This is a genomic window from Terrabacter sp. FW104-15G4B (assembly GCF_058790095.1).
Genome location: NZ_JBYTCI010000009.1, coordinates 132,709 through 153,507 on the forward strand (window position 1 = coordinate 132,709; position 20,799 = coordinate 153,507).

Here is a 20,799-nt window from a genome sequence, read left to right on the forward strand (position 1 = left end):
TCCTGCCCAGCGGCCCGACGGCCCTGGCCAGGGCCGTCGGGCCGCTGGGCAGGAAGCTGACCTCGCCGGGGCGAACGCCCAGGCCCGAGGCGACCACCTCACGCGAGCGGTCGAGCAGCGCCCGGGCGCGGCGCCCCTCGGCGTGCAGCCGCCCCGGGTCGGCCCAGCCGACCTCGACGGCTGCCCGCAAGGTCTCGCGGGCCACGGGATGGAGCGGCCCGGCCGCGGCGTCGAGCAGCCGCCGGATGACCGTCGGGACGTGTGGAGACGTCCCCTGTGAACCCTCGCCGGACGGGCGCTGAAAAGCGCCTGAGGACCCGGACGGGGTGGGTCCAACGTTCGTGCCCGGATCGTGACTGACCACGCCGCAACGGTAGCCGCCCCCTGCGACAGCGTCACGGGTGGGACGGTAGGGTTGCGCCGTGGGCCTTGGTGCCCTGACGGTTTGACGTGAACACGTTCGACGCGCGCCCTGCGCGCCCACGTACGGAACGAAAGGTGCACCTGGTGCCTGAGCACGAAGACACCCCAGCGGTGACGCCGGTGGTGGCGAGGACCGGGCGGCGCCGCACCGTCCGCACTGCCGGGATCGCTGGACTGGCTGCGCTCGCGCTGAGCGGATGCCAGGGACAGCTGTCCAACGGATACCTCCCCAACGTGGTTTCCGACAGCGGCCAGCGGGTGACCGACCTCTGGGTGGGCAGCTGGATCGCCGTCCTCGCAGTGGGCGTCATCACGTGGGGCCTGATGCTCTACGCCGCCATCCGCTTCCGCAAGCGCAAGGGTGACGAGACGCTGCCGGTGCAGCTGCGCTACAACGTGCCGATGGAGCTGCTCTACACCGTCATCCCGGTGTTCATGGTGGCCGTGTTCTTCTACTACACCGCCCGTGACGAGTCCGCCCTCGTCGACACGAGCACGAAGAAGGACCTCACCGTCAGCGTCGTCGCCAAGCAGTGGAGCTGGGACTTCAACTACATCGACTCGAACGTCCACGAGACCGGCGTCCACACCGAGCTCGACGGCTCCGAGGGCAAGCGCGCCCAGATGCCGGTCCTCTACCTGCCGGTCAACAAGCGCGTCGAGTTCGTGCTCAACGCCCGCGACGTGATCCACAGCTTCTGGGTGCCGGCGTTCATGATGAAGATGGACATGCTGCCGGGCAAGACCAACAAGTTCCAGCTCACCCCGACCCAGGTCGGCACCTTCCAGGGCAAGTGCGCCGAGCTCTGCGGCGCCTACCACTCGCAGATGCTGTTCATGGTCAAGGTCGTCCCGCAGGCCGAGTACGACCAGGAGATGGCGCGACTTCGGTCCATCGGCCAGGAGGGCCTCATCCCCGTGAGCGACAGCCGCGAGGAGATGGTCCCCGGCGACATCCAGAAGATCCCCGCACCTGCCCGCACTGGGAGCAACCAATGACATCCGCCACCCTCAATCGCGAGGCGCAGGTCCCCGGCCTGACTGCCGTTCGCCCCCGGCTGGCCAAGGGCCAGACGTTCGTCAAGTGGGTGACGACGACCGACCACAAGGTGATCGGCAACCTCTACTTCATCACCTCCTTCGTCTTCTTCCTGCTCGGTGGCGTGATGGCGCTGCTGATCCGCGCCGAGCTCATGTCTCCGGGCCTGCAGATCGTCGACAACCCCGAGCAGTACAACCAGCTGTTCACCATGCACGGCACGATCATGCTGCTGCTCTTCGCGACGCCGCTGTTCGCAGGCTTCGCCAATGCGGTCATGCCGCTGCAGATCGGCGCGCCGGACGTCGCCTTCCCGCGCCTCAACATGTTCGCGTACTGGCTCTACCTCTTCGGTGGCCTCATCGCCTCGGTCGGCTTCCTCACGCCCCAGGGAGCGGCGGCGTTCGGCTGGTTCGCCTACGCCCCGCTGTCGGACGCGAGCTACTCGCCCGGCGTCGGCGGTGACCTGTGGGTCTTCGGCCTGGCGCTCGCTGGTTTCGGCACGATCCTGGGCGCCGTCAACTTCATCACCACGATCATCTGCCTGCGCGCGCCCGGCATGACGATGTTCCGGATGCCGATCTTCACCTGGACGGTGCTGATCACCTCGCTGCTCGCGATCCTCGTCTTCCCGATCCTGGCCGCGGCACTGTTCGCGCTCGGTGGTGACCGGCGCTTCGGGATGCACATCTTCGACCCGGCGAACAACGGGGCGATGCTGTGGCAGCACCTGTTCTGGTTCTTCGGGCACCCGGAGGTCTACATCATCGCGCTGCCGTTCTTCGGCATCATCAGCGAGGTGCTGCCGGTCTTCTCGCGCAAGCCGATCTTCGGCTACAAGACCCTCGTCTTCGCCACGATCGCGATCGCGGCCCTGTCGGCGAGCGTCTGGGCGCACCACATGTACGTCACCGGCCAGGTGCTGCTGCCCTTCTTCGCCGTCATGACGATGCTGATCGCGGTGCCCACGGGCGTGAAGTTCTTCAACTGGATCGGCACGATGTGGGGCGGCAAGGTCGTCATGGCCACCCCGATGCTGTGGGCGATGGGCTTCCTCGTGACGTTCCTCTTCGGCGGCCTGACCGGCATCATCCTGTCCAGCCCGGCCCTGGACTTCCACCTGTCCGACAGCTACTTCGTCGTCGCCCACTTCCACTACACCGTCTTCGGCACGGTGGTCTTCGCGATGTTCGCCGGCTACTACTTCTGGTGGCCGAAGCTGACCGGTCGGATGCTCGACGAGACGCTCGGCAAGATCCACTTCTGGATGCTCTTCATCGGCTTCCACATGACCTTCCTCATCCAGCACTGGCTCGGGGTCGAGGGCATGGCCCGCCGCTACGCCGACTACCTGCCGGAGGAGGGCTTCCAGGCGGCCAACATCGTCTCGAGCCTGGGAGCGTTCCTGCTCGGCGCGTCGATGATCCCGTTCGTCTACAACGTGTGGAAGACGTGGCGCACCGCGCCGCTCGTGGAGTCCGACGACCCTTGGGGCTACGGCGCCTCGCTCGAGTGGGCGACCTCGTGCCCGCCCCCACGGCACAACTTCACGTCCCTGCCCCGGATCCGGTCCGAGCGCCCCGCGTTCGACCTGCACCACCCCGAGGCAGCCGCGGGCATCGCCCCCGTCGCCGACAGGGGCACCCTCGTCCAGGTCATGGGTCCGGCTGACGTGGCCGGACCGGAGATGGCAGCCGCCAGCACCGAGAAGCGTGAGGACTGACCGATGCGCGTCGAGACCAAGCTCTTCCTCTACCTGTTCGCCTTCTTCATCCCCGTCACGCTGATCTACGCCTTCTGGTCCAAGTTCGAGCCCGTCGGTGTCACGGCGCTGGTCCTCACGACCCTGCTCTTCGCGTTGAGTGGCTTCTACCTGTTCATGACGGGCAAGAAGCTGCCACTGCGCCCCGAGGACAACGCGTCCGGTGAGGTGGAGGACGCCGAGGGCAACTACGGCTACTTCGTGGCCAGCTCCTGGACTCCGCTGTGGCTCGGCGCATCCGGCGCCCTGATGTTCGCCGGCCTCGCGATCGGCTGGTGGCTCTTCATCATCGGCGCCTTCTTCGGCATCGTCGCGGTCTGCCTGTGGGTCTTCGAGTCCTTCTCGTCTGCCGCGGCAGCTCCTGCCTCAGGCGCTGACGCCCTGACGCCAGCCGTGGCGCGGGTCGAAGCCGATCAGACGCCGGGCCAGGGCGTTGGACAGCAGGGTCTGGTGGCCCTCGACCCCGTCCCGGACCTCCACGTCGGGGAAGACCTCGGCCAAGAGGTCGGCGCTGGGGCGCTCCATGATCGTGTCGTCGTTGGCGATGATGACGTTGACCGAACCCGTCGTGTCGGCCTCCAGGGCATTGCGACAAGAGGCGGCCGCGTCTCGTACGTCGATGTAGCCCCAGAGGTTCCACATCCGGCTCGTGGGGTCGTGCTGGAACGACGGCACGCGCTGGTAGTCCTCGTCGGTGAAGATGTTGGAGAACCTCAGGCCCACGAACGGGATCCCGCTCCACTCACTCACATGGTGCGCCATGGTCTCGGAGAGCACCTTGGAGAGGGCGTAGGTCGACTCGGGATGGGGGTAGTGATCCTCGTCCACCGGCGCGTAGCGCGGGGGAGCGTCCGGCGTGAAGGCGAGGCCCAGCGTGGTCTCGCTCGAGGCCCACACCACCCGGCGCAGGCCGAGGGTCTGCGCGGTGAGGAAGACGTGCGCGTTCATCGTCGTGTTCTCGGTGAGGGTCCGGGCGGCCGGCCGCAGACCGGGGGCGGGGATGTTGGCCAGGTGCACGACCGCGTCGGCGCCGCCGAGGACGTCCACCACCTGTCCGTGGTCCCTCAGGTCCGCGCGGAGGTATGCCGTGTCGAGGCCGGTCGGTGCCTCGGCGACATCGGTGGCGGTGACCTGGTAGCCGTGCTGGAGCAGCTCCGCCACGGCGGCCCGGCCAGCCTTCCCGGCGGCGCCGGTCACGACGATGTGCTCGGATGATGTCGTCATCCCTGCACCCTAGCCGTCGGCCTCGAGGGCGCCGGGCGCCCTCCTCCCGTGCCCGGACACGACGAAGGGGAAGGCCGACGGCCTTCCCCTTCGACTCGGCTCGGCTCTTCACGGCCCGAGCGGCTCGCAGTGCGATCGTGTGGGAGAGAACAAGTGCGCACCTCCATCCGATCGGTTGTACGGTTCCTCGACGTTAACCCCGGTCCGCCGCCAGCGGAAGGCCCGGTCACGCATGACCGCAGAAACTGTCCGACCTGCGAGACGGCGGCGGCCCGGCACATCGTCACCGGGTGCGCCGGAGCTGAGGGCGGGGAGTCAGCCCCACCCCAGCCCGTGCAGGTGCTCGTCGTCGATGCCGAAGTGGTGTGCGACCTCGTGCACCACGGTGATGGCGATCTCCTCGCGCAGCTGCTCGGTGGTGTCGCACATCCGCTCGAGCGGTCCCTGGAAGATCGTGATGCGGTCGGGCAGGGCGCCGGCGTCCCACCAGCCGTCCCGCTCCGTCAGGGGAGTCCCCTCGTAGACGCCGAGCAGGTCGGCGGCCTCCGGTGGGGGCTCCGGCTCCACGAGCACGACGACGTTGTCCATGGCCCGGGTCAGCTCGGGCGGGATCGAGTCCAGGGCGTCGCCCACTGCCTCCTCGAACTCGGCGTCGGACAGGTGCAGCATGCGGGAAGTCTGTCACGCACCGACGAAGGGCTCAGTGCTGCCGGGGCATCTGCACTGCGTCACTTGCCACCGTCGTCGTCACAGTTGCCAGCGGGCGCCGGGCTCTGTGAGAAGGAGTCGGACCATGCGGCCCGGGCCCCGCTGTGCCCGATGCGGCCGACTGGACGGTCATGCCGGCAGCAGCGACAAGGGCACGCACCGCGCCGCCCACGAACACGGCTCGTGGCAGTGACCCCCGGGCGGTGAGCCGATGCTCCTGCGGGCGAGGAGGTCTTGTCCGGGAGGCTCGCGGAGCGCCGCTCTCGCCGCTCTCGCGGCTCCATGACGAACCCGTCGGCCACCAGGACCAGTCCGAGCACCCCAGGAAGGAGGCCTTCGGCGAGCTCCGCGTGGGTCTCGGCGAGCCCGCTGTGCCCGACCCGGCGCTCCAGGGCCTCACCGGACTCGGTCGACAGGGAGTGAGGACCGCCGGCAGCACGGCCAGTGCCGCTCACAGTGGGACAGACGGCCACGGAGCGCCCTCATGACGAGAGGGACCCCCCGTGTGTCAGGGAGGTCCCTCTCGAGTGCGTTCTCACAACGCGCGGACGAGCTCAGCCGGGCTGCTTGTCGGCCTTGATCGTCTCGCGCTCCTGGGCGGCGCCGGCCGGCTCGATGGCCTCGTGTTCGCCGTCGGAGATGGCCTCGTGCTCGCCGTGGCCGTGCTGGGCCGCCTCGAGTTCGGTCGGCGTCGGCGGCGCGACGCGGTCGCGGAAGTAGAAGTTCGAGAACTTGGCGCGCAGGCGCTCCTTGCGCGCGATGGGGCTGTCGACCCCGTTCGCGTCCTTCGGCGCGGAGAGCCGAAGCGGTTCCAGCGCCTCGTGCTGCACCAGGGCCCAGCGCTCCTCGGGCGTGAGTGGCGCGTGGATCTCCTCGAAGCGACCGTCGGCGTACCTCCAGATCGTTCCGGTCTCGCGCCCGTGCAGGACCTTCTGGCGGTCTGCGCGCTGGAGGCTCAGACAGATGCGCTTGGTGATCCAGAACGAGATCACCGGTGCGACGAAGAAGAGCAGCCGCAGCGCCTGCGTGATGTCGTTGATCGACAGGTGCAGCTTGATCGCCATGATGTCGTTGCCCGCCGCGAGGAAGAGCACGACGTAGATCGAGATGCCGGCGACGCCGATGGCGGTGCGCGTGGGAGCGTTGCGCGGTCGGTCGAGCAGGTGGTGCTCGCGCTTGTCACCGGTCACCCAGCTCTCGACGAACGGGTAGATCCCGATGAGCGTCCACATGAGCGGAAGCAGCACGAGCGACCCGGGGAAGATGTTCATGCTCCACGTGAAGCCGAACGTCTCGAACTCGAGCCACCCCGGCAGGAGGCGAAGCGCGCCGTCGGCGAAGCCCATGTACCAGTCGGGCTGTGAGCCCGCGGTGATGGGGGAGGGGTCGTACGGGCCGTAGGCCCAGATCGGGTTGATCGTGACGACCGCCGAGATGAGGGCGATGATGCCGAAGACGATGAAGAAGAACCCGCCGGCCTTGGCGATGTAGACCGGCATCAGCGGGTAGCCGACGACGTTCTTGTTGGTGCGGCCCGGGCCGGGGAACTGCGTGTGCTTGTGCACGAACACGAGCAGGATGTGCGCCGTGAACAGGGCCACGAGGATGGCCGGGATGAGCAGCACGTGCGCCGAGTAGAGGCGCGGGATGATCGCCTCCCCGGGGAAGGCGCCACCGAAGATGAAGTACGACAGGTACGAGCCGATGACCGGGGCCGACTGCAGGAAGCCGTTCATGGCACGGATGCCGGTGCCGGACAGCAGGTCGTCGGGAAGGGAGTAGCCCGCGAAGCCCTCGATGCAGGCCAGCAGGGACAGGATGGTCCCGAAGACCCAGTTGATCTCACGCGGCTTGCGGAAGGCACCGGTGAAGAAGACACGGGCCATGTGCACGAAGACCGACACGATGAAGATCAGCGCCGCCCAGTGGTGGATCTGCCGGATCAGCAGACCGCCGCGGATGTCGAACGAGATGTCCAGCGTCGAACGGTAGGCGTCGGACATCGTCACGCCCTGGAGCGGGACGTAGGTGCCGTCGTAGACGACCTGGCTGGCGCTCGGCACGAACCAGAAGGTGAGGAACGCACCGGTCAGCAGGCAGACGATCATCGAGTACATCGCGATCTCGCCGAGCATGAAGGACCAGTGGTCGGGGAAGACCTTCTTGGCCAGGAAGGAGACGCCCTTGGCTGCGCCCAGTCGGTCGTCCATCCAGCCGGCGATGCCACCGAGCTGCTTGCCGGCAGAGGCGCGTTCCTCGGCCTCGCGGTCGCCGGCGCGTAGACCGTCGGCGGGACGGGTCTCGTTGATGGTGCTCATCGGGCACGCTCCCAGAAGCTTGGTCCCACGGGCTCCTTGAAGCCCTGGGTGGCGACGAGGTATCCCGCGTCGTCGACGGTGATCTTGAGTTGCGGCAGCGGCCGACGGGCCGGGCCGAAGATGACCTTGCAGTCCTGGGTGAGGTCGAAGGTCGACTGGTGGCACGGGCAGAGCAGGTGGTGGGTCTGCTGTTCGTAGAGGCCGACGGCGCAACCGACGTGGGTGCAGATCTTGGAGTAGGCGACGGCACCGTCCACGCCCCAGTCCTTGGCCTTCTGCACAGTGATGAGGTCGGGGTCGAGTCGGATCAGGATGACCGCGGCCTTGGCCCGGGCCTCGAGGACGTGCTTGCCTTCGTCGATGAACTTCTGGAGGGTCTCGGGCATCACGTGGTAGACGGAGCCGTTAGTGACCTCGTCGAGTCGGATCGGCGTCATCTCCGGGTCGCGCATGAGCCGGATCGGCTTGCCGCCGTTGACGGCCGGATCCCAGATCGTCTGCTTGAGCTCGTCGATCGTGACGGGCCCGAGCGAACCGGCCACCTGCAGACCCAGCGGAAGGATGAAGAGGCCCAGGGCGCCGCCGAGGGAGTACTTGATGAGGGGGCGACGGGACACCTGCGTCGAGGCGACGCCCTCGCTGACGACCGTGACGGCCTTGGCCCGCTGCTCGGGCGTCGAGGCCTGCTCGTGGCGCTCCTCGATGATCTCCTCGTCGGACATCAGCGTCTTGGCCCAGTGGACCGCGCCGATGCCGATGAGGAAGATCGCGACGCCGAGGGAGAGCCCCAGCACGACGTTCTGGGTCTTGGCGCGGCCGACCCCGGGGAAGAAGAACGTCGCCTCGTCGGGGATCGCGAAGTAGCTGACGAGGAAGACCAGGGTCGCGAGCATTGACAGCCCGAACATCGTGGCGACCTGGCGCTCGGCCCGTCGGGCGGCGGCGGGGTCGTCGTCGGCCGCGCGGTGCACGTGAGGCGGGAGACCGGGGTTCTCGAACTGGTCGGCGTCCCTGATCAGCGAGGCGGGCAGCCGGTCCTGTCCGTCACCGGATGCACGAACGATCGACGTGCTCGTCCCGTGGTCGGTGGTCTCGTGGTCGTTCATCGGGTCGTGGTCCTGTCGTGGTTCGTGATCGGGACGATGCAGCGCGGGGTCATGCGGCCTTCTTGCCGAGCCAGACGGCACAGCCGATGAGCAGGCCGAGGCCGAACACCCAAGCGAAGAGGCCCTCCGACACCGGTCCCAGGTTGCCGAGGGACAGGCCGCCGATGGCGGTCTCCTGCTCCTGGGCCTTGAGGTAGGAGATGACCTTCTGCTTGGCCTCGGGCGTGATGTTCATGTCGTTGAAGACCGGCATGGACTGCGGTCCGGTGACCATGGCCTCGTAGATGTGCTTGGGGGTGGTCTCCTGCAGCGACGGCGCGTACTTGCCCCGGGTGAGGGCGCCGCCCGCTCCGGCGAAGTTGTGGCACATCGCGCAGTTCACCCTGAAGATCTGGCCGCCCTCGGCGATCGCCCTGTCGTTCTCCGGCGTGCCGGGCTGCAGGACGGTCGTGTACTTCTGGTCGGGCACGCCGGGGCCAGGACCGAGCGAGGCGACGTAGGCCGCGAGGTCCGCGATCTGCTGGTCGTCGAACTTGACCTTGTTCGGGGGAGCCTGGACCTGCGGGCCAGCCAGAGGCATACGACCGGTGCCGACCTGGAAGTCGACGGAGGCGGCGCCCACGCCGACCAGGGACGGTCCGGACTTGGTGCCCTGGCCAGCCACCCCGTGGCAGGACGCGCAGTTGGCGACGAAGAGGTTCTTGCCCTGGGCGACGGAGTCGGCGGTCGGCGCAGCGGCGTTGGCGTCCTTGGGGGACAGGAAGGTGTAGGCCCCACCCGTCACGAGGAGTCCGAGCAGCAGCAGCACCGCGATGGCGGCGGGGTGTCGTCGTCGGGCGGCCAAGGCGTTCACTGTGGGTTCCTGTCGTCCATGGTGGAAGTCGGGTTGCGGTGTGCGCGCACTCGGGGTCAGCGCAGGATGTAGATGGTCGCGAAGAGCGCGATCCACACGACGTCGACGAAGTGCCAGTAGTACGAGGTCACGACGGCGCCGGTGGCGTTGGCGTGGGTGTAGCGGCGGGTCGTGAACGTGCGGGCGATGATGAGCAGGAAGGCGATCAGGCCGCCCGTGACGTGCAGTCCGTGGAAGCCGGTCGCCATGTAGAAGATGGAGCCGTAGGCGTCCCCGCTGAGCGTGACGTTCTCGCTGACGAGCTCGGAGTACTCCATGACCTGCCCGGAGATGAAGAACGCGCCGAAGAGGTACGTCAGGACGTACCACTCGCGCATCCCCCAGCCCTTCAGGTCGAACAGCTTTCCGATGCGGGCCTTCTGGCCCCGCTCCGCCTTCCAGACTCCGAGCTGGCACCACACCGAGGAGATGACCAGGACCAGCGCGTTGATGCTCGCGAACGGCAGGTTGAGCTTCTCGGTCTGCTCGGCCCAGAGGTCGCCACGGACCGACTTCAGCTGGAAGTAGACGGCGAACAGACCTGCGAAGAACATCAGCTCGCTGGAGAGCCAGACGATGGTGCCCACGGCGACCATGTTGGGTCGGGTCGCAGGCCCGTGATGGGCCGGGGTCGCTACCGCGCTTGACGGAACTGCCGATGCTGTTGCCACGTTGGACATTATTCCCACATTCCTGTCCGGCTGCGCGAGGCGCCCCCGCCCCGGGGGCCGTTCTCACGCAGGTGTAGAGGATTCGTGACCGTTTCGACACGAAACCTGAACAGCCTGCTGCCGGCCGTCCGGGAACACCTTCCCACGTCCCCTCCGTCGGCCGTGCCCGGGGACGTGAGATCGGGGACGCGGGGCCCGGGAGGTGCGTGCGGCGCGTCACGTCCTTCCCGGTAACATCTGCCGCATGACCGCCTCGAACGACAGCGCAGCGCGGGCCACGTCCTCGGACGCGGCCGCGACGACCGGTTCCACCCGCTCCGAGCGCCCCGTGGCGCGGGTCAGCGTGCTGCTCTACAGCGACGACATCACGACCCGTGATGCCGTTCGCGCTGCGGTCGGCCGCCGTCCGGCCCGCGACGTCGAGGTCGTCCGCTGGCACGAGTGCGCGACGGCCGACGCGGTGATCAGCTCGGTCGAAGCCGACCGTTTCGACATCCTGGTCCTCGACGGCGAGGCTGCCAAGGTGGGTGGACTGGGGCTCGCGCGCCAGCTGAAGAACGAGATCTTCGAGTGCCCGCCGATCATCGTGCTCACCGGGCGTCCGCAGGACAGCTGGCTGGCAGCCTGGTCCCAGGCGGACCTCGCCGTCCCGCACCCGCTCGACCCGATCGCGCTGACGTCGGCCGTGGCCACGCTCGCGCGCTCGGGCGTGCCGACGGCCTGACGCATGGCGCAGGACGCGACGACCTGGCCCGCCCTGCTCAGTGAGCTCATCGCCGGTCGGGACCTCGACCGCTCCACCGCGGAGTGGGCGATGGGTCAGATCATGACGGGGGAGGCGACCCCCTCCCAGGTCGCGGGCTTCCTCGTCGGTCTGCGGGCCAAGGGCGAGACGAGCGAGGAGATGCGCGGCCTCGCCGAGCAGATGCTCGCCCACGCCCGGCGCATCGAGGTCCCCGGCCCCAGCCTGGACATCGTGGGGACCGGCGGCGACCGCGCCCACACGGTCAACATCTCGACGATGGCCTCGATCGTCGTTGCCGCGGCAGGGGTCCGCCTGGTCAAGCACGGCAACCGGGCGGCCTCTTCCTCGTCCGGGTCTGCCGACGTGCTGGAGGCCCTGGGCATCGACCTGTCGCTGTCCCCGGAGCGGGTCGTCGAGGTCGCCACCGAGGCGGGCATCACCTTCTGCTTCGCCCAGACCTTCCACCCGTCATTCCGACACACGGCGGTGCCCCGCCGCGACCTGGGGATCGGCACCGCCTTCAACTTCCTCGGCCCGCTGACCAATCCCGCACAGCCGACGTATGCCGCCGTGGGCTGCGCGGACGCACGCATGGCCCCGCTCCTGGCGGGCGTCTTCGCCGACCGGGGCAAGGACGCCGCTGTGTTCCGCGGCGACGACGGCCTCGACGAGGTCACCGTGTCGACCACGACTCACGTGTGGTGGGTGCGCGGCGGAGTCGTGGACGAGCGCTCGCTCGATCCGACGCGGCTCGGCCTCGAGCTCCACCCGATCGAGGAGCTGAGGGGCGGCGATGCCGCCCATAACGCTGCGGTGGTACGCGACACCTTCGCGGGTGCCACGAGCGCGGTCCGAGACGCGGTGCTGCTCAACGCGGGGATCGCCCTGGCTCTGACCCGGCCGGACTCAGGCGCCTCAGAGGCAGACTTCGACGCCGACCTGCGGGCGGGCGTCCGGCTCGCGGCCGAGGCGATCGACAGCGGCGGGGCCACCCGCACCGTCGAGCGCTGGCTCGCGGCTACCCGTCGCTGAACGCGGGCCGGGCGGGGCCGAGAGACGGCGTTCGGCAACCGTGGCGGCCGGACGCCTCCGCTCCGGCTAGTCGCCCTCGAGCCCCAGGCTGAAGGCGGCCTCGAGGTCGTGCGAGGAGTAGGTACGGAAGGCGATGTGCGTCGACGTGCCGACGATGCCCTCCACCTTGTTGAGCCGGTCGGCGATGACATCGGCGAACTCCTCGTGCGCCTTGACCCTCACCATGGCGATGAGGTCGGCGTCGCCGGTCACGGAGTAGACCTCGGACACGGCCGGGATGTCGGCGATGGCCTCGGCAACCTCGGGAATCCGGTCGACCTCACAGCTGATCATGACGATGGCGGTGATCACGAGGACACCCTAGCCGGGGTCACCCGGCGCGGCGCAGCGCGTCGCCGCCCCCACGACCGCCGCGCCCGGACCGGAGGCCGTTGCCCGACCGGGCAAGTGACGCGTCCCGGTCGAAGCCCACGACGTCGTGCGCGGACGCGACCGCAGGCTCGAGCTGGTGGCGCACAGAGCCGGCCCCGCCCACGGGGCAGGTCCAGGAGCCCTCGAGCTCGACGATGCGGACGCCGGGGCTCTCGAGCCAGCGCAGCAGCACCTCGGTCTCCTCGGTGAGCGCCGACGGTCGGTCGGGGGCCGGTGCCGGGACGACCTCGGCGGTCAGCCGCATGGACTGGACGTAGGGCATCGGATCGGCACCGCGAGGGCTCACCGCGGTGCCGGCGAGACGGCCGTGGCGGATCGAGACCAGCTCCCAGCCGCCGTGGTCGCTGCGGCGCGCCGCAATGATCTCTGGTGAGCGGACGAGCGGCGCCAACCGCTGGGCGCGTGCAGCCCCCCGCACGAGCTGCAGGAAGCGGTCGCGCACCCGGGCGGCGTCCTCGAAGCGCTCCTGCGAGGCCAGCTCCTCGAGCCGGACGCGCAGCAGGTCGGCGCTCGGCCGGGCATTGCCGGAGAAGATGGCCCGGGCGTCGGCGACAACGACGGCATAGTCGCCCTCGGACTGGGCACCCGTGCACGGCGCCCCGCAGCGGCCCATGTCGACCAGCGCGCAGGCCGTGCCACGACCGGTGAGGCGACCGGTGCACTGACGCAGGGGGACGACCTCGTGGACGGCGTCGACGGCCGCCTGCGCGGCGACCCGGGACCGGAACGGGCCGATGTAGTGCGCGTCGTCGTCGCGCACCTGCTTGACGATGGACAGTCGCGGGAAGCGCTCCGAGGTCAGCTTGACCCACATGGCCTTGCGGCCGTCCTTGGACCGGCGGTTGAAGCGGGGCTTGTGCTCGTCGATCAACCGCAGCTCACGCACCTGCGCCTCGAGCGAGGTCTGGCACACGATCGGGTGGACGACCTGCGCCAGGCGCACCATCTCGGCCATCCGGCTGCGCTGCTCGGATGCCGTGAAGTAGGTCCGGACGCGGGTGCGGATGTCGCGGCTGGTGCCGACGTAGAGGACTCGGTCCTGGCTGTCCTTGAAGAGATAGACGCCGGGAGCGCTGGGCAGCGGGTCGGCGAGGAATCGCTTGCGGCGCTGCGACGGGGTGACGCGTGAGCTGTAGCTCGACAGCTCTTCGAGCGTGTGGACACCGAGACTGCCGACCCGCTCGATCAGGCCGTGCAGCACGGCGACGGTGGCCCGGGCGTCGTGGAGTGCGCGGTGGTCCGGGGTCGTGGGGGAGCCGAAGACCTGGGCCAGGGACGAGAGGCGGTGGTTGGGCGACTCGTCGCGGACCACGAGCTGGCGCGCGAGCTGCAGGGTGTCGAGCACGGGAAAGCCGGGCCAGGGCGCCCCGACCCGCGCGGCGGCGGCCTTGAGGAAGCCGATGTCGAAACCGGCGTTGTGGGCCACCAGGACGCTGCCGGCAGCGAACTCGAGGAAGGCGGGTAGGGCGCTGTCGATGCGCGGCGCGTCGCGCACCATGGCATCGGTGATGCCGGTGAGCACCGAGATGAACGCCGGAATCGGCTCCGCGGGGTTGACGAGGGTCTGGAACTCGCCCAGGACCTCGCCGCAGCGCACCTTAACCGCGCCGATCTCGGTGATGCCACAGCGCGCCGGGGTGCCGCCGGTCGTCTCGAGGTCCACGACCACGAACGTGACGCCGGCGAGGGGGGTGCCGAGGTCGTCGAACGTCGCCTGGATCGCTTGCATGACCCCGACCGTAGGCCGCGCCGCCGACAATGCCTCGGAGGCGCGACGGCCGGGACCCCCTCTGGCGCAACGGTCGAGGGCGGTGTGGGCCTCGAGTCGGTTGGTTCCGGTGACGGTGCTGGTCGGCGTCGCTCCGGACTGTCGGTGGCAGCGCCTAGCGTCTTTCACGACAGATCGCAACGAGAGGCGAAGGGTGGACCAGGATGATGCTCGTCGACTGCCAGACCTGCCCGGTGCGGGACGTCCATTGCGCGGACTGCATGGTGACCGCGCTGGCGACGATCCCGCTCCGAGCCGTCGAGCCGGTGCCGGCTCCTGACACGCTGGGGGAGGGCCGCGCGGGCCGGCCTCGAGCCCTTGGTGAGCTCCAGCAGGGCGACCCGGACGTGACAGCCTTGCTCGACCGGGCCGAGCGGCGTGTGGTCTCTGCCTTCCTCTCCGCCGGTCTCGTGACGGTCGCGACGGCCAACGCAGCCCGAGCCAGGATCGATCCCGTGGCTGCCGCCTCGGAGCGCGGCCGGCGGCGCGCCGTCTGACGGTGCACCGCAGCACGACGGGTGGCGACGGCACTGCTGGGTCAGCGCCGGCTGCTGTGCCCGCCCCCATGTCACGATGTCGCAGTGCGCAACCCCCGTCGTCGAGCCAACCGTCGGTGGGTCCTCGCGATGGCGGCCTCCCTGGGCGTGGTCGCCATGGGGACCGCCTGCACGCGCGACGGGAGCCTCGCCGGGTCTGCAGGTCCAGTGGCAGCAGCCTCGGTCACGACCTCGGCCGCCATCTCGACCGCCACCTCGGCTGCGGGGCCTGCGACCGACGCGGACATCGCATCCGAGCAGTGGGGGGCCCCGCGCGGCCGAGCCGTCAGCGCCCTGCTCGAGCGCAGGTTCGCGGACCTGGCGCGGGGTGACCGCACTGGCTGGCTAGACGCACTGGGAGGCTCGCCATCGGGACAGCTCCAGGAGGCCCAGGGTGCGGTCTTCGACCGCATGGTCGCCATGCGCGTCGGTGACCTCCGTCTCGTCGGCGTGCGCGAGACGACGCCACCGGTGCCGGCCGCGCGGGACAGCCCCGTCGAGTGGGATGTGAGGGCAAGCCTGACGTACCAGCTCCGCGGCTTCGACTCCTCACCCCGCAGCTTCGACCTCGACGTGACGTTGAGGGCCGAGCCGGCCGCCCCGAGCCGCGTGGTGATCATCGGCTCCAGCCCCTCAGGGCGTCCTCAGCCGTGGGACCTCGCCGGCCTGGTGGTTCGAAGGTCCGCGTCGTCGCTCGTGCTGGCCGTGGGGCCGTCGGAGCGGGTGGACGAGCTGGTCCGCAGGGCGGGCACCGCCGCGGCACGTGTCGCCGCCGTGTGGGGCGAGGTGAAGCCCGCGGTCTGGGTAGCCCCGTCCAGCGACGCCGACGCCGCTCGGCTGCTGGGCCGCGACGCGGGCGACCTCGGCGGTGTCGCGGCGGCGACCGACGGCCCACTGACCCCGGGCGAGCCGGCCGGAGCCGACCGCATCGTCCTCGTGCCGGCGGCATGGACGTCCCTACGCCCGGAGGGACGCGACGTCGTCATGACGCACGAGCTGACCCATGTGACCGTTCGGGGGTCGACGACGCGCGCCGTGCCGCTCTGGCTCTCCGAGGGCTTCGCCGAGCTCGTCGCCTATCGGGACGTCGACCTTCCCGAGGCGAGCATCGTCGCCACGGCGCTCGAGAGGGTGCGCGCCGGCGGACTGCCGGGGACGCTGCCGGAGGACGCCGACTTCCGCCCCGGCACGCCCGGTCTCTCGGCGGCATACGGCCTCTCCATGCTGGCGGTGCGCACGCTGGGTGACGCGTACGGCACCCAGGCGGTGGTCCACCTCTACCGCGGCGCTGCCGGTGGCCTGCCCCAGGCCACCGACCGCCTCGACGACCACGAGTCCACGGTCGACGAGGCGTTGCACGCCGTGATGGGCACGAGCCGCCCTGCGCTGGTGGCGGACTGGCAGGCGCGGCTGCGCGGGCTGCTGGGCTGAGAGCTCAGGCGTAGAGCTTCTCGACCTCGTCGCCGAAGTCCTTCATGACGACGTTCCGCTTGAGCTTCAGCGACGGGGTGAGGTAGCCGTTGGCCTCGGTGAAGTCGCCCGGGAGCACTGTGAATTTGCGGATCGACTCCGCCTTCGAGACCGCCTCGTTGGCGCGGTCGACCGCCTCCTGCAGGGCCTGGAGGACTTTCGGGTGCGTGCGCGCCTCGTCCAGCGAGACGCCCTCGACGCCGTGCGTCTTGGCCCAGAGGGGCCACATCTCCTCGTCGAGCGTCAACAGGACAGCGACGAACGGCTTCTGGTCCCCGACGACGATGCACTGGGACACCAACGGGTGGGACCGCAGGCGGTCCTCGAGGACGGCGGGCGCGACGTTCTTGCCGCCGGCGGTCACGAGGATCTCCTTCTTGCGGCCCGTGATGCGCAGGTAGCCGTCGTCGTCCATCTCGCCGATGTCGCCGGTGTGGAACCAGCCGTCGACGACGGTGTCTGACGTCGCGGTCGCGTTGTGGTGGTACCGGGTGAAGACCCCGACGCCCTTGAGCAGGATCTCGCCGTCCTCGGCGATCCGGATGCCGGTGCCCGGCAGGGGAGGCCCGACGGTGCCGATCTTGATCTTGTCCGGGGTGTTCACCGCGACGGGCGCCGTGGTCTCGGTGAGGCCGTAACCCTCGAGGATGAGGATGCCGATGCCCCGGTAGAAGTGTCCGAGCCGGGTGCCGAGCGGAGCCCCGCCTGACACGGCATACCGCACGTGGCCACCCATCGCGGCGCGCAGCTTGCCGTAGACGAGCCGGTCGAAGATCGCGTGCTGGAGGCGCAGGACGATGCCGGGTCCCCCTGCGTCCAGAGCCTCGCTGTAGGCGATGGCGACAGTCGCGGCGCGCAGGAAGATCTTTCCCTTGCCCTCCGCTGACGCCTTCGCCTCGGCGGAGTTGAAGATCTTCTCGAAAACGCGCGGCACGGCGAGCACGAAGGTCGGCTGGAAGCCGGCGAAGTCGTCGAGCAGGGTCTTGATGTCGGCCGAGTGACCCATCCGCGCCTTGCCCGCCACGCAGAGCACCTCGATGAACCGGGCGAAGACGTGGGCGAGGGGCAGGAAGAGCAGGGTCGAGGCGTTGTCCGTCAGCACGACCTCCCCCAGCTTCCCGATGGCGTTCTCGGCCAGGTCGAGGAAGTTGCCGTGGGTGAGCTCGCAGCCCTTGGGCCGCCCGGTCGTGCCGGAGGTGTAGATGATGGTCGCGACCGAGCGACGGTCGAGACCTCCTCGGCGTGCCTCGAGGTCGGCGTCGCTGACCTGTCGGCCCTGCTCGCGCAAGGCGTCCAGGCCGCCGGCCTCGATGACGACGACGTCGTGAAGGGTGGGCAGGTCGGCGCGGACCTGATCGACGGCGGCGCGGTGCGCATCGGTCTCGACGACGACCAGGTGGGCGTCGGAGTCGGACAGGATCCACTGGACCTGCTCAGCGGAGGAGGTCTCGTAGATCGGCACCACCACGGCACCGGCGGTCCAGGCAGCGAAGTCGACGAGGGTCCATTCGTAGCGCGTGCGCGACATGAGCGCCACGCGGTCCCCCGGTGCGATCCCCTCGGCGATCAGCCCCTTGGCGACGGCCCTGACGTCGTCCTCGAACTCCGCCCACGTGACGTGGGTCCAGCCTCCCGAGGGCGTCTTGCGCGAGAATGCGGTCTCGCCGGCCGCCTCGCGGGCGTTGCGCGCGGGGAGGTCGCCAAGGCTTCCCTCGGTCGTGACGGGGGCGAGTGGTGCGACGACGTTGTCCTTCACTGTCACTCCTGATGGGGATGGGAACTGAATTGCACCATACCGATCGGTAACCGAGTGGACCACGTCGCCATGGTCACAGTCGCGCAACCCGTCTCCGGGCGTGAACTCCTCGAGCAGGGCTGCCGTCGCACCCATCTTGGCACGCACGCGACGCGCCGTGTCGGCGGTCCGGACAAGCCACCGCGTGCCGCCGGCCACGCGCTAACCTTCGGCGCATGGCCGATCGCACCGAGTCCTCCATCGTCATCGACGCTCCTCCGGGCGAGGTGCTCGACGTCATCGCGGACTTCGAGGCCTACCCGCAGTGGGCGGGTGAGGTGAAGGACGTTTCCGTGCTCGCCGAGGAGGGCGACGGCTGGGCCGACCAGGTCCAGTTCACCCTCGACGCCGGCGCGATCAAGGACACCTACGTCCTGGACTACGAGTGGGACGTCGTGGAGGACGGCACCGGAGTCGTGTCGTGGTCGCTGGTGTCGGCGCAGGTGCTCAAGGCGATGAACGGCTCGTACACCCTGACCGGCGAGGGTCCGGGCACCAAGGTCACCTACCGGCTGGCGGTCGACGTCAAGATCCCGATGATCGGGCTGCTCAAGCGCAAGGCGGAGAAAGTCATCGTCGACACCGCGCTCAAGGAGCTGAAGAAGCGCGTCGAGGCCTGAGCGACGTGACGCACACCCCCGATCCCCACGCGGGCCAGGACCACGACGACGACGTGGCGGGCCCGGCGGAGGGCCCCGCACCCCAAGAGCCGCCCCGCGAGCCGCCTCCCGCTGCGAGTGTTGCCGAGGAGGCCGCCCTGCTGATCGAGCTGCTGTCGCGAGGTGGTTCGTCAGGGCCCTCGGGTACGCCGCCACCCGGCTCACGCACGGACGACCCCACGGACGTGCCCCGTCAGGACGCTCCCGGATCCCGCACCGACGCCGGCCCGGGCACCCGAGAGGGCGGGCGGCAGTCGGGCGAGTGCACGTGCGGAGGCTCCACCCCGGCGGCGTGCAAGGTGTGCCCCGTGTGCCAGCTCATCGCGTTCGTGCAGCAGGTCAACCCCGACACCATCGACCGAGTGGCCGACTTCGTCGGCTTCGCCGCCACAGCGCTGCGGGATCTCGCGACGGCGCAGCGCGAGCGCCGACCTGAGCCCTCCTCGGAGGGGACGACCGACAGCACCGGCACTACTGGCGGCACCACCGGCGGCACCACTCCCTCCGGAGAGACGGAATGAGCAGGCGACTGTCCATCGGCATCGACATCGGCGGCACCAAGGTAGCCGGGGGCGTGGTCGACGAGGACGGGACCATCACACACCGCACCCGGCGTGACACCCCGCACCGGTCCACGTCGCCGGCGGTGGTCGAGGACACCATCGTCGAGTCGGTCGAGGAGCTGTTGCGCCAGGTAGGCACCGACGACGTGGTGGCGGTCGGCATCGGCGCCGCGGGCTTCGTGGCCGAGGACCGCGCGACCGTCGTCTTCGCGCCGCACCTGTCGTGGCGGAAGGAGCCCCTGCACGAGGCGTTGTCGCAGCGGATCGACCTGCCGATCACCGTCGACAACGACGCCAATGCAGCCGCGTGGGCCGAGGCGACCTTCGGGGCGGCGCGAGGCGAGTCGCACGTCGTGGTCATCACCCTCGGCACCGGCATCGGTGGTGCGCTCATCATCGACGGGCACGTGCAGCGCGGCCGGCACGGCATCGCCGGCGAGTTCGGCCACATGCAGATCGTGCCGGGCGGGGCCCGCTGCGAGTGCGGCAACCGTGGGTGCTGGGAGCAGTACGCGAGCGGCAACGCCCTCGTACGCGAGGCTCGCGCCATGATCGAGGCCGGTTCGCCCGTCGTCGCAGACCTGCTCGCGCGTCTGGGAGGCGACGCGAACGGGTTGACCGGGCCGTTCATCACCGAGGCGGCCCGGGAGGGCGACCCCACGGCGCGCGAGCTGCTCGCCGACATCGGCGAGTGGCTCGGGATCGGGCTGGCCAACCTCGCGTCGGCCTTCGACCCCGGGCTCTTCGTCATCGGCGGGGGCGTGAGCGCAGCCGACGAGATGCTCATCGGGCCGGCCCGGGAGGCGTTCCGCCGGCAGCTCCCGGGTCGTGGCTACCGCCCGGAGGCGCAGATCGTGCGGGCCGTCCTCGGCAGCGACGCCGGCCTCATCGGAGCAGCCGAGCTCGCGCGAGCCGGCCGCTGACCGTGGCCCCGCGTCGCCCCGGGCGCCTGCTGCGGGTCATGGCGTACAACGTCCACGACGTCCGCGACGACCGGTCGGCCGCCGCGCGGGTGGTGCGAACGGTGGACCCCGGCGTGCTCTGCCTCCAGGAGGTGCCCCGTCGCCTCACGACCGAGGTTCGGCTGCCACCGTTCGCACCGCGGCCGCTTGGGCACCGGAGGCACCGCGGTCCTCACGAGCTCGCGGGTGGCGGTTCACGCGGTGACGCGCGCACGACTCCGGGTGCGCTTCCCCGACAGGACGCGAGGGTATGCCGCCGCGACCGTCTCCTTGCCGGGCGAGCGACCAGCGCGTCCCGCCGGGGGCGAAACCGGCGCTGTCACCGTCGTCAACCTCCACCTCGGGCTGCGGGCCGCCGAACGTCAGGCGCACGCGGCGGTCGTGCTCGCGGGACTGGGCGAGCGAGCCGTCGTCGCGGGCGACCTCAACGAGGGACCCGGCGGGGCGGCATACGACCTCATCGCCGCGCGCCTCACGCCGACCTCCGGCGGCACGCCGACCTCCCCGTCGGACCGCCCGACGGCGGCGTTGGACGCCGTCTTCGCCGGCCGGGCGCTGCGGGTCGTCCGGGCCGAGCCTCCACGCGCGGACGAGAGCGACCTGCGCGTCGCGTCGGACCACCGACCGGTCTGGGTCGACCTCGACCTCCGGCCCACCGGGTCCGTGACGGCCCGATGGAACCGCCGAGTGTGAG

Annotated in this window: 19 protein-coding genes and 2 pseudogenes; 11 read left to right on the top strand and 10 right to left on the bottom strand. The window is 70.1% G+C overall.

The features are described 5' to 3' along the window. Positions 1-205: pseudogene (locus tag AC3WRT_RS09825) on the bottom strand (aminotransferase); the annotation flags it as partial. 302 nt (positions 206-507) lie between these two features. Between AC3WRT_RS09825 and ctaC the strand changes: the two are divergent. The 3 genes and pseudogenes from ctaC to AC3WRT_RS09840 all read left to right on the top strand — a co-directional run. Then, on the top strand, positions 508-1,422 hold the full coding sequence (gene ctaC, locus AC3WRT_RS09830) for an aa3-type cytochrome oxidase subunit II (protein WP_492721356.1): 915 nt from the start codon (positions 508-510) through the stop codon (positions 1,420-1,422). Further along, positions 1,419-3,185, top strand: a complete 1,767-nt coding sequence (ctaD, locus tag AC3WRT_RS09835) for an aa3-type cytochrome oxidase subunit I (protein WP_492721357.1) — start codon at positions 1,419-1,421, stop codon at positions 3,183-3,185. The genes ctaC and ctaD overlap by 4 nt, the downstream gene beginning before the upstream one ends. A gap of 3 nt (positions 3,186-3,188) precedes the next feature. Next, positions 3,189-3,554, top strand: a pseudogene (locus AC3WRT_RS09840) (cytochrome c oxidase subunit 4); the annotation flags it as partial. Positions 3,555-3,590: 36 nt separating this feature from the next. Here AC3WRT_RS09840 and AC3WRT_RS09845 read toward each other — a convergent pair. The 6 genes from AC3WRT_RS09845 to ctaE all read right to left on the bottom strand — a co-directional run bounded on the left by AC3WRT_RS09845 (position 3,591) and on the right by ctaE (position 10,152). Then, a complete protein-coding gene (locus AC3WRT_RS09845) occupies positions 3,591-4,448 on the bottom strand; it encodes an NAD-dependent epimerase/dehydratase family protein (protein WP_492721359.1) in 858 nt (285 codons plus the stop codon). A 315-nt stretch (positions 4,449-4,763) separates the two neighbouring features. Then, positions 4,764-5,117: a metallopeptidase family protein gene (locus AC3WRT_RS09850; protein WP_492721361.1), complete on the bottom strand. Its 354-nt coding sequence runs from the start codon at positions 5,115-5,117 to the stop codon at positions 4,764-4,766. 593 nt (positions 5,118-5,710) lie between these two features. Beyond that, a complete protein-coding gene (gene qcrB, locus AC3WRT_RS09855; protein ID WP_492721363.1) occupies positions 5,711-7,474 on the bottom strand; it encodes a cytochrome bc1 complex cytochrome b subunit in 1,764 nt (587 codons plus the stop codon). Further along, positions 7,471-8,580: a cytochrome bc1 complex Rieske iron-sulfur subunit gene (gene qcrA / locus AC3WRT_RS09860; RefSeq protein ID WP_492721365.1), complete on the bottom strand. Its 1,110-nt coding sequence runs from the start codon at positions 8,578-8,580 to the stop codon at positions 7,471-7,473. Before qcrA ends, qcrB begins: the two co-directional genes overlap by 4 nt. A gap of 49 nt (positions 8,581-8,629) precedes the next feature. After that, positions 8,630-9,433 (bottom strand): cytochrome bc1 complex diheme cytochrome c subunit, encoded by an 804-nt coding sequence (qcrC, locus tag AC3WRT_RS09865; RefSeq protein ID WP_492721367.1) that lies wholly within the window; start codon positions 9,431-9,433, stop codon positions 8,630-8,632. 56 nt (positions 9,434-9,489) lie between these two features. Further along, positions 9,490-10,152 carry an aa3-type cytochrome oxidase subunit III gene (gene ctaE, locus AC3WRT_RS09870; protein WP_492721369.1) on the bottom strand — a complete coding sequence of 221 codons (663 nt, stop codon included), beginning with the start codon at positions 10,150-10,152 and terminating at the stop codon, positions 9,490-9,492. A gap of 235 nt (positions 10,153-10,387) precedes the next feature. On the opposite strand from ctaE, the gene AC3WRT_RS09875 reads away from it, so the two are divergent. Beyond that, on the top strand, positions 10,388-10,867 hold the full coding sequence (locus tag AC3WRT_RS09875) for a PleD family two-component system response regulator (RefSeq protein ID WP_492721371.1): 480 nt from the start codon (positions 10,388-10,390) through the stop codon (positions 10,865-10,867). A gap of 3 nt (positions 10,868-10,870) precedes the next feature. Next, a complete protein-coding gene (trpD, locus tag AC3WRT_RS09880) occupies positions 10,871-11,920 on the top strand; it encodes an anthranilate phosphoribosyltransferase (protein WP_492721373.1) in 1,050 nt (349 codons plus the stop codon). Between the two features lie 66 nt (positions 11,921-11,986). Here the strand turns inward: trpD and AC3WRT_RS09885 are convergent, their stop codons facing one another. Together AC3WRT_RS09885 and AC3WRT_RS09890 are read right to left on the bottom strand one after the other, a co-directional pair. Then, complete coding sequence (locus tag AC3WRT_RS09885; RefSeq protein ID WP_492721375.1) at positions 11,987-12,271, bottom strand: Lrp/AsnC family transcriptional regulator; 285 nt, start codon at positions 12,269-12,271, stop codon at positions 11,987-11,989. A 19-nt stretch (positions 12,272-12,290) separates the two neighbouring features. Next, positions 12,291-14,081, bottom strand: coding sequence for a DEDD exonuclease domain-containing protein (locus AC3WRT_RS09890; protein WP_492721377.1), 1,791 nt, complete (start codon positions 14,079-14,081; stop codon positions 12,291-12,293). 203 nt (positions 14,082-14,284) lie between these two features. On the opposite strand from AC3WRT_RS09890, the gene AC3WRT_RS09895 reads away from it, so the two are divergent. After that, positions 14,285-14,617 carry a hypothetical protein gene (locus AC3WRT_RS09895; RefSeq protein ID WP_492721379.1) on the top strand — a complete coding sequence of 111 codons (333 nt, stop codon included), beginning with the start codon at positions 14,285-14,287 and terminating at the stop codon, positions 14,615-14,617. A gap of 84 nt (positions 14,618-14,701) precedes the next feature. Beyond that, the gene (locus AC3WRT_RS09900) at positions 14,702-16,087 is read left to right on the top strand and encodes a hypothetical protein (RefSeq protein WP_492721381.1); all 1,386 of its coding nucleotides are present in this window, start codon (positions 14,702-14,704) and stop codon (positions 16,085-16,087) included. Positions 16,088-16,091: 4 nt separating this feature from the next. Here AC3WRT_RS09900 and AC3WRT_RS09905 read toward each other — a convergent pair whose 3' ends face one another. Beyond that, positions 16,092-17,882: an AMP-dependent synthetase/ligase gene (locus AC3WRT_RS09905; protein ID WP_492721383.1), complete on the bottom strand. Its 1,791-nt coding sequence runs from the start codon at positions 17,880-17,882 to the stop codon at positions 16,092-16,094. Positions 17,883-18,097: 215 nt separating this feature from the next. Here AC3WRT_RS09905 and AC3WRT_RS09910 point away from each other — a divergent pair, with 215 nt between their 5' ends. The 4 genes from AC3WRT_RS09910 (at position 18,098) to AC3WRT_RS09925 (ending at position 20,798) form a co-directional block, all read left to right on the top strand. Then, positions 18,098-18,541 carry an SRPBCC family protein gene (locus tag AC3WRT_RS09910; protein ID WP_492721386.1) on the top strand — a complete coding sequence of 148 codons (444 nt, stop codon included), beginning with the start codon at positions 18,098-18,100 and terminating at the stop codon, positions 18,539-18,541. Between the two features lie 5 nt (positions 18,542-18,546). After that, the gene (locus AC3WRT_RS09915) at positions 18,547-19,101 is read left to right on the top strand and encodes a hypothetical protein (RefSeq protein ID WP_492721388.1); all 555 of its coding nucleotides are present in this window, start codon (positions 18,547-18,549) and stop codon (positions 19,099-19,101) included. Continuing rightward, entirely contained in the window at positions 19,098-20,066 is a 969-nt protein-coding gene (locus tag AC3WRT_RS09920) for an ROK family glucokinase (protein WP_492721390.1), read from the top strand. Before AC3WRT_RS09915 ends, AC3WRT_RS09920 begins: the two co-directional genes overlap by 4 nt. 186 nt (positions 20,067-20,252) lie before the next feature. Next, positions 20,253-20,798, top strand: coding sequence for an endonuclease/exonuclease/phosphatase family protein (locus AC3WRT_RS09925; RefSeq protein ID WP_492721392.1), 546 nt, complete (start codon positions 20,253-20,255; stop codon positions 20,796-20,798). The last annotated feature ends 1 nt before the right edge of the window (position 20,799 follow it).

Excerpts from the sequence above, each read along its gene's own strand:
- qcrB (WP_492721363.1), bottom strand. The coding sequence starts at position 7,474 with ATGAGCACCATCAACGAGACCCGTCCCGCCGACGGTCTACGCGCCGGC.
- AC3WRT_RS09850 (WP_492721361.1), bottom strand. The coding sequence starts at position 5,117 with ATGCTGCACCTGTCCGACGCCGAGTTCGAGGAGGCAGTGGGCGACGCC.
- ctaE (WP_492721369.1), bottom strand. The coding sequence starts at position 10,152 with ATGTCCAACGTGGCAACAGCATCGGCAGTTCCGTCAAGCGCGGTAGCG.
- AC3WRT_RS09845 (WP_492721359.1), bottom strand. The coding sequence starts at position 4,448 with ATGACGACATCATCCGAGCACATCGTCGTGACCGGCGCCGCCGGGAAG.
- AC3WRT_RS09910 (WP_492721386.1), top strand. The coding sequence starts at position 18,098 with ATGGCCGATCGCACCGAGTCCTCCATCGTCATCGACGCTCCTCCGGGC.
- AC3WRT_RS09920 (WP_492721390.1), top strand. The coding sequence starts at position 19,098 with ATGAGCAGGCGACTGTCCATCGGCATCGACATCGGCGGCACCAAGGTA.
- ctaD (WP_492721357.1), top strand. The coding sequence starts at position 1,419 with ATGACATCCGCCACCCTCAATCGCGAGGCGCAGGTCCCCGGCCTGACT.
- AC3WRT_RS09875 (WP_492721371.1), top strand. The coding sequence starts at position 10,388 with ATGACCGCCTCGAACGACAGCGCAGCGCGGGCCACGTCCTCGGACGCG.
- trpD (WP_492721373.1), top strand. The coding sequence starts at position 10,871 with ATGGCGCAGGACGCGACGACCTGGCCCGCCCTGCTCAGTGAGCTCATC.
- AC3WRT_RS09895 (WP_492721379.1), top strand. The coding sequence starts at position 14,285 with ATGATGCTCGTCGACTGCCAGACCTGCCCGGTGCGGGACGTCCATTGC.
- qcrA (WP_492721365.1), bottom strand. The coding sequence starts at position 8,580 with ATGAACGACCACGAGACCACCGACCACGGGACGAGCACGTCGATCGTT.
- AC3WRT_RS09890 (WP_492721377.1), bottom strand. The coding sequence starts at position 14,081 with ATGCAAGCGATCCAGGCGACGTTCGACGACCTCGGCACCCCCCTCGCC.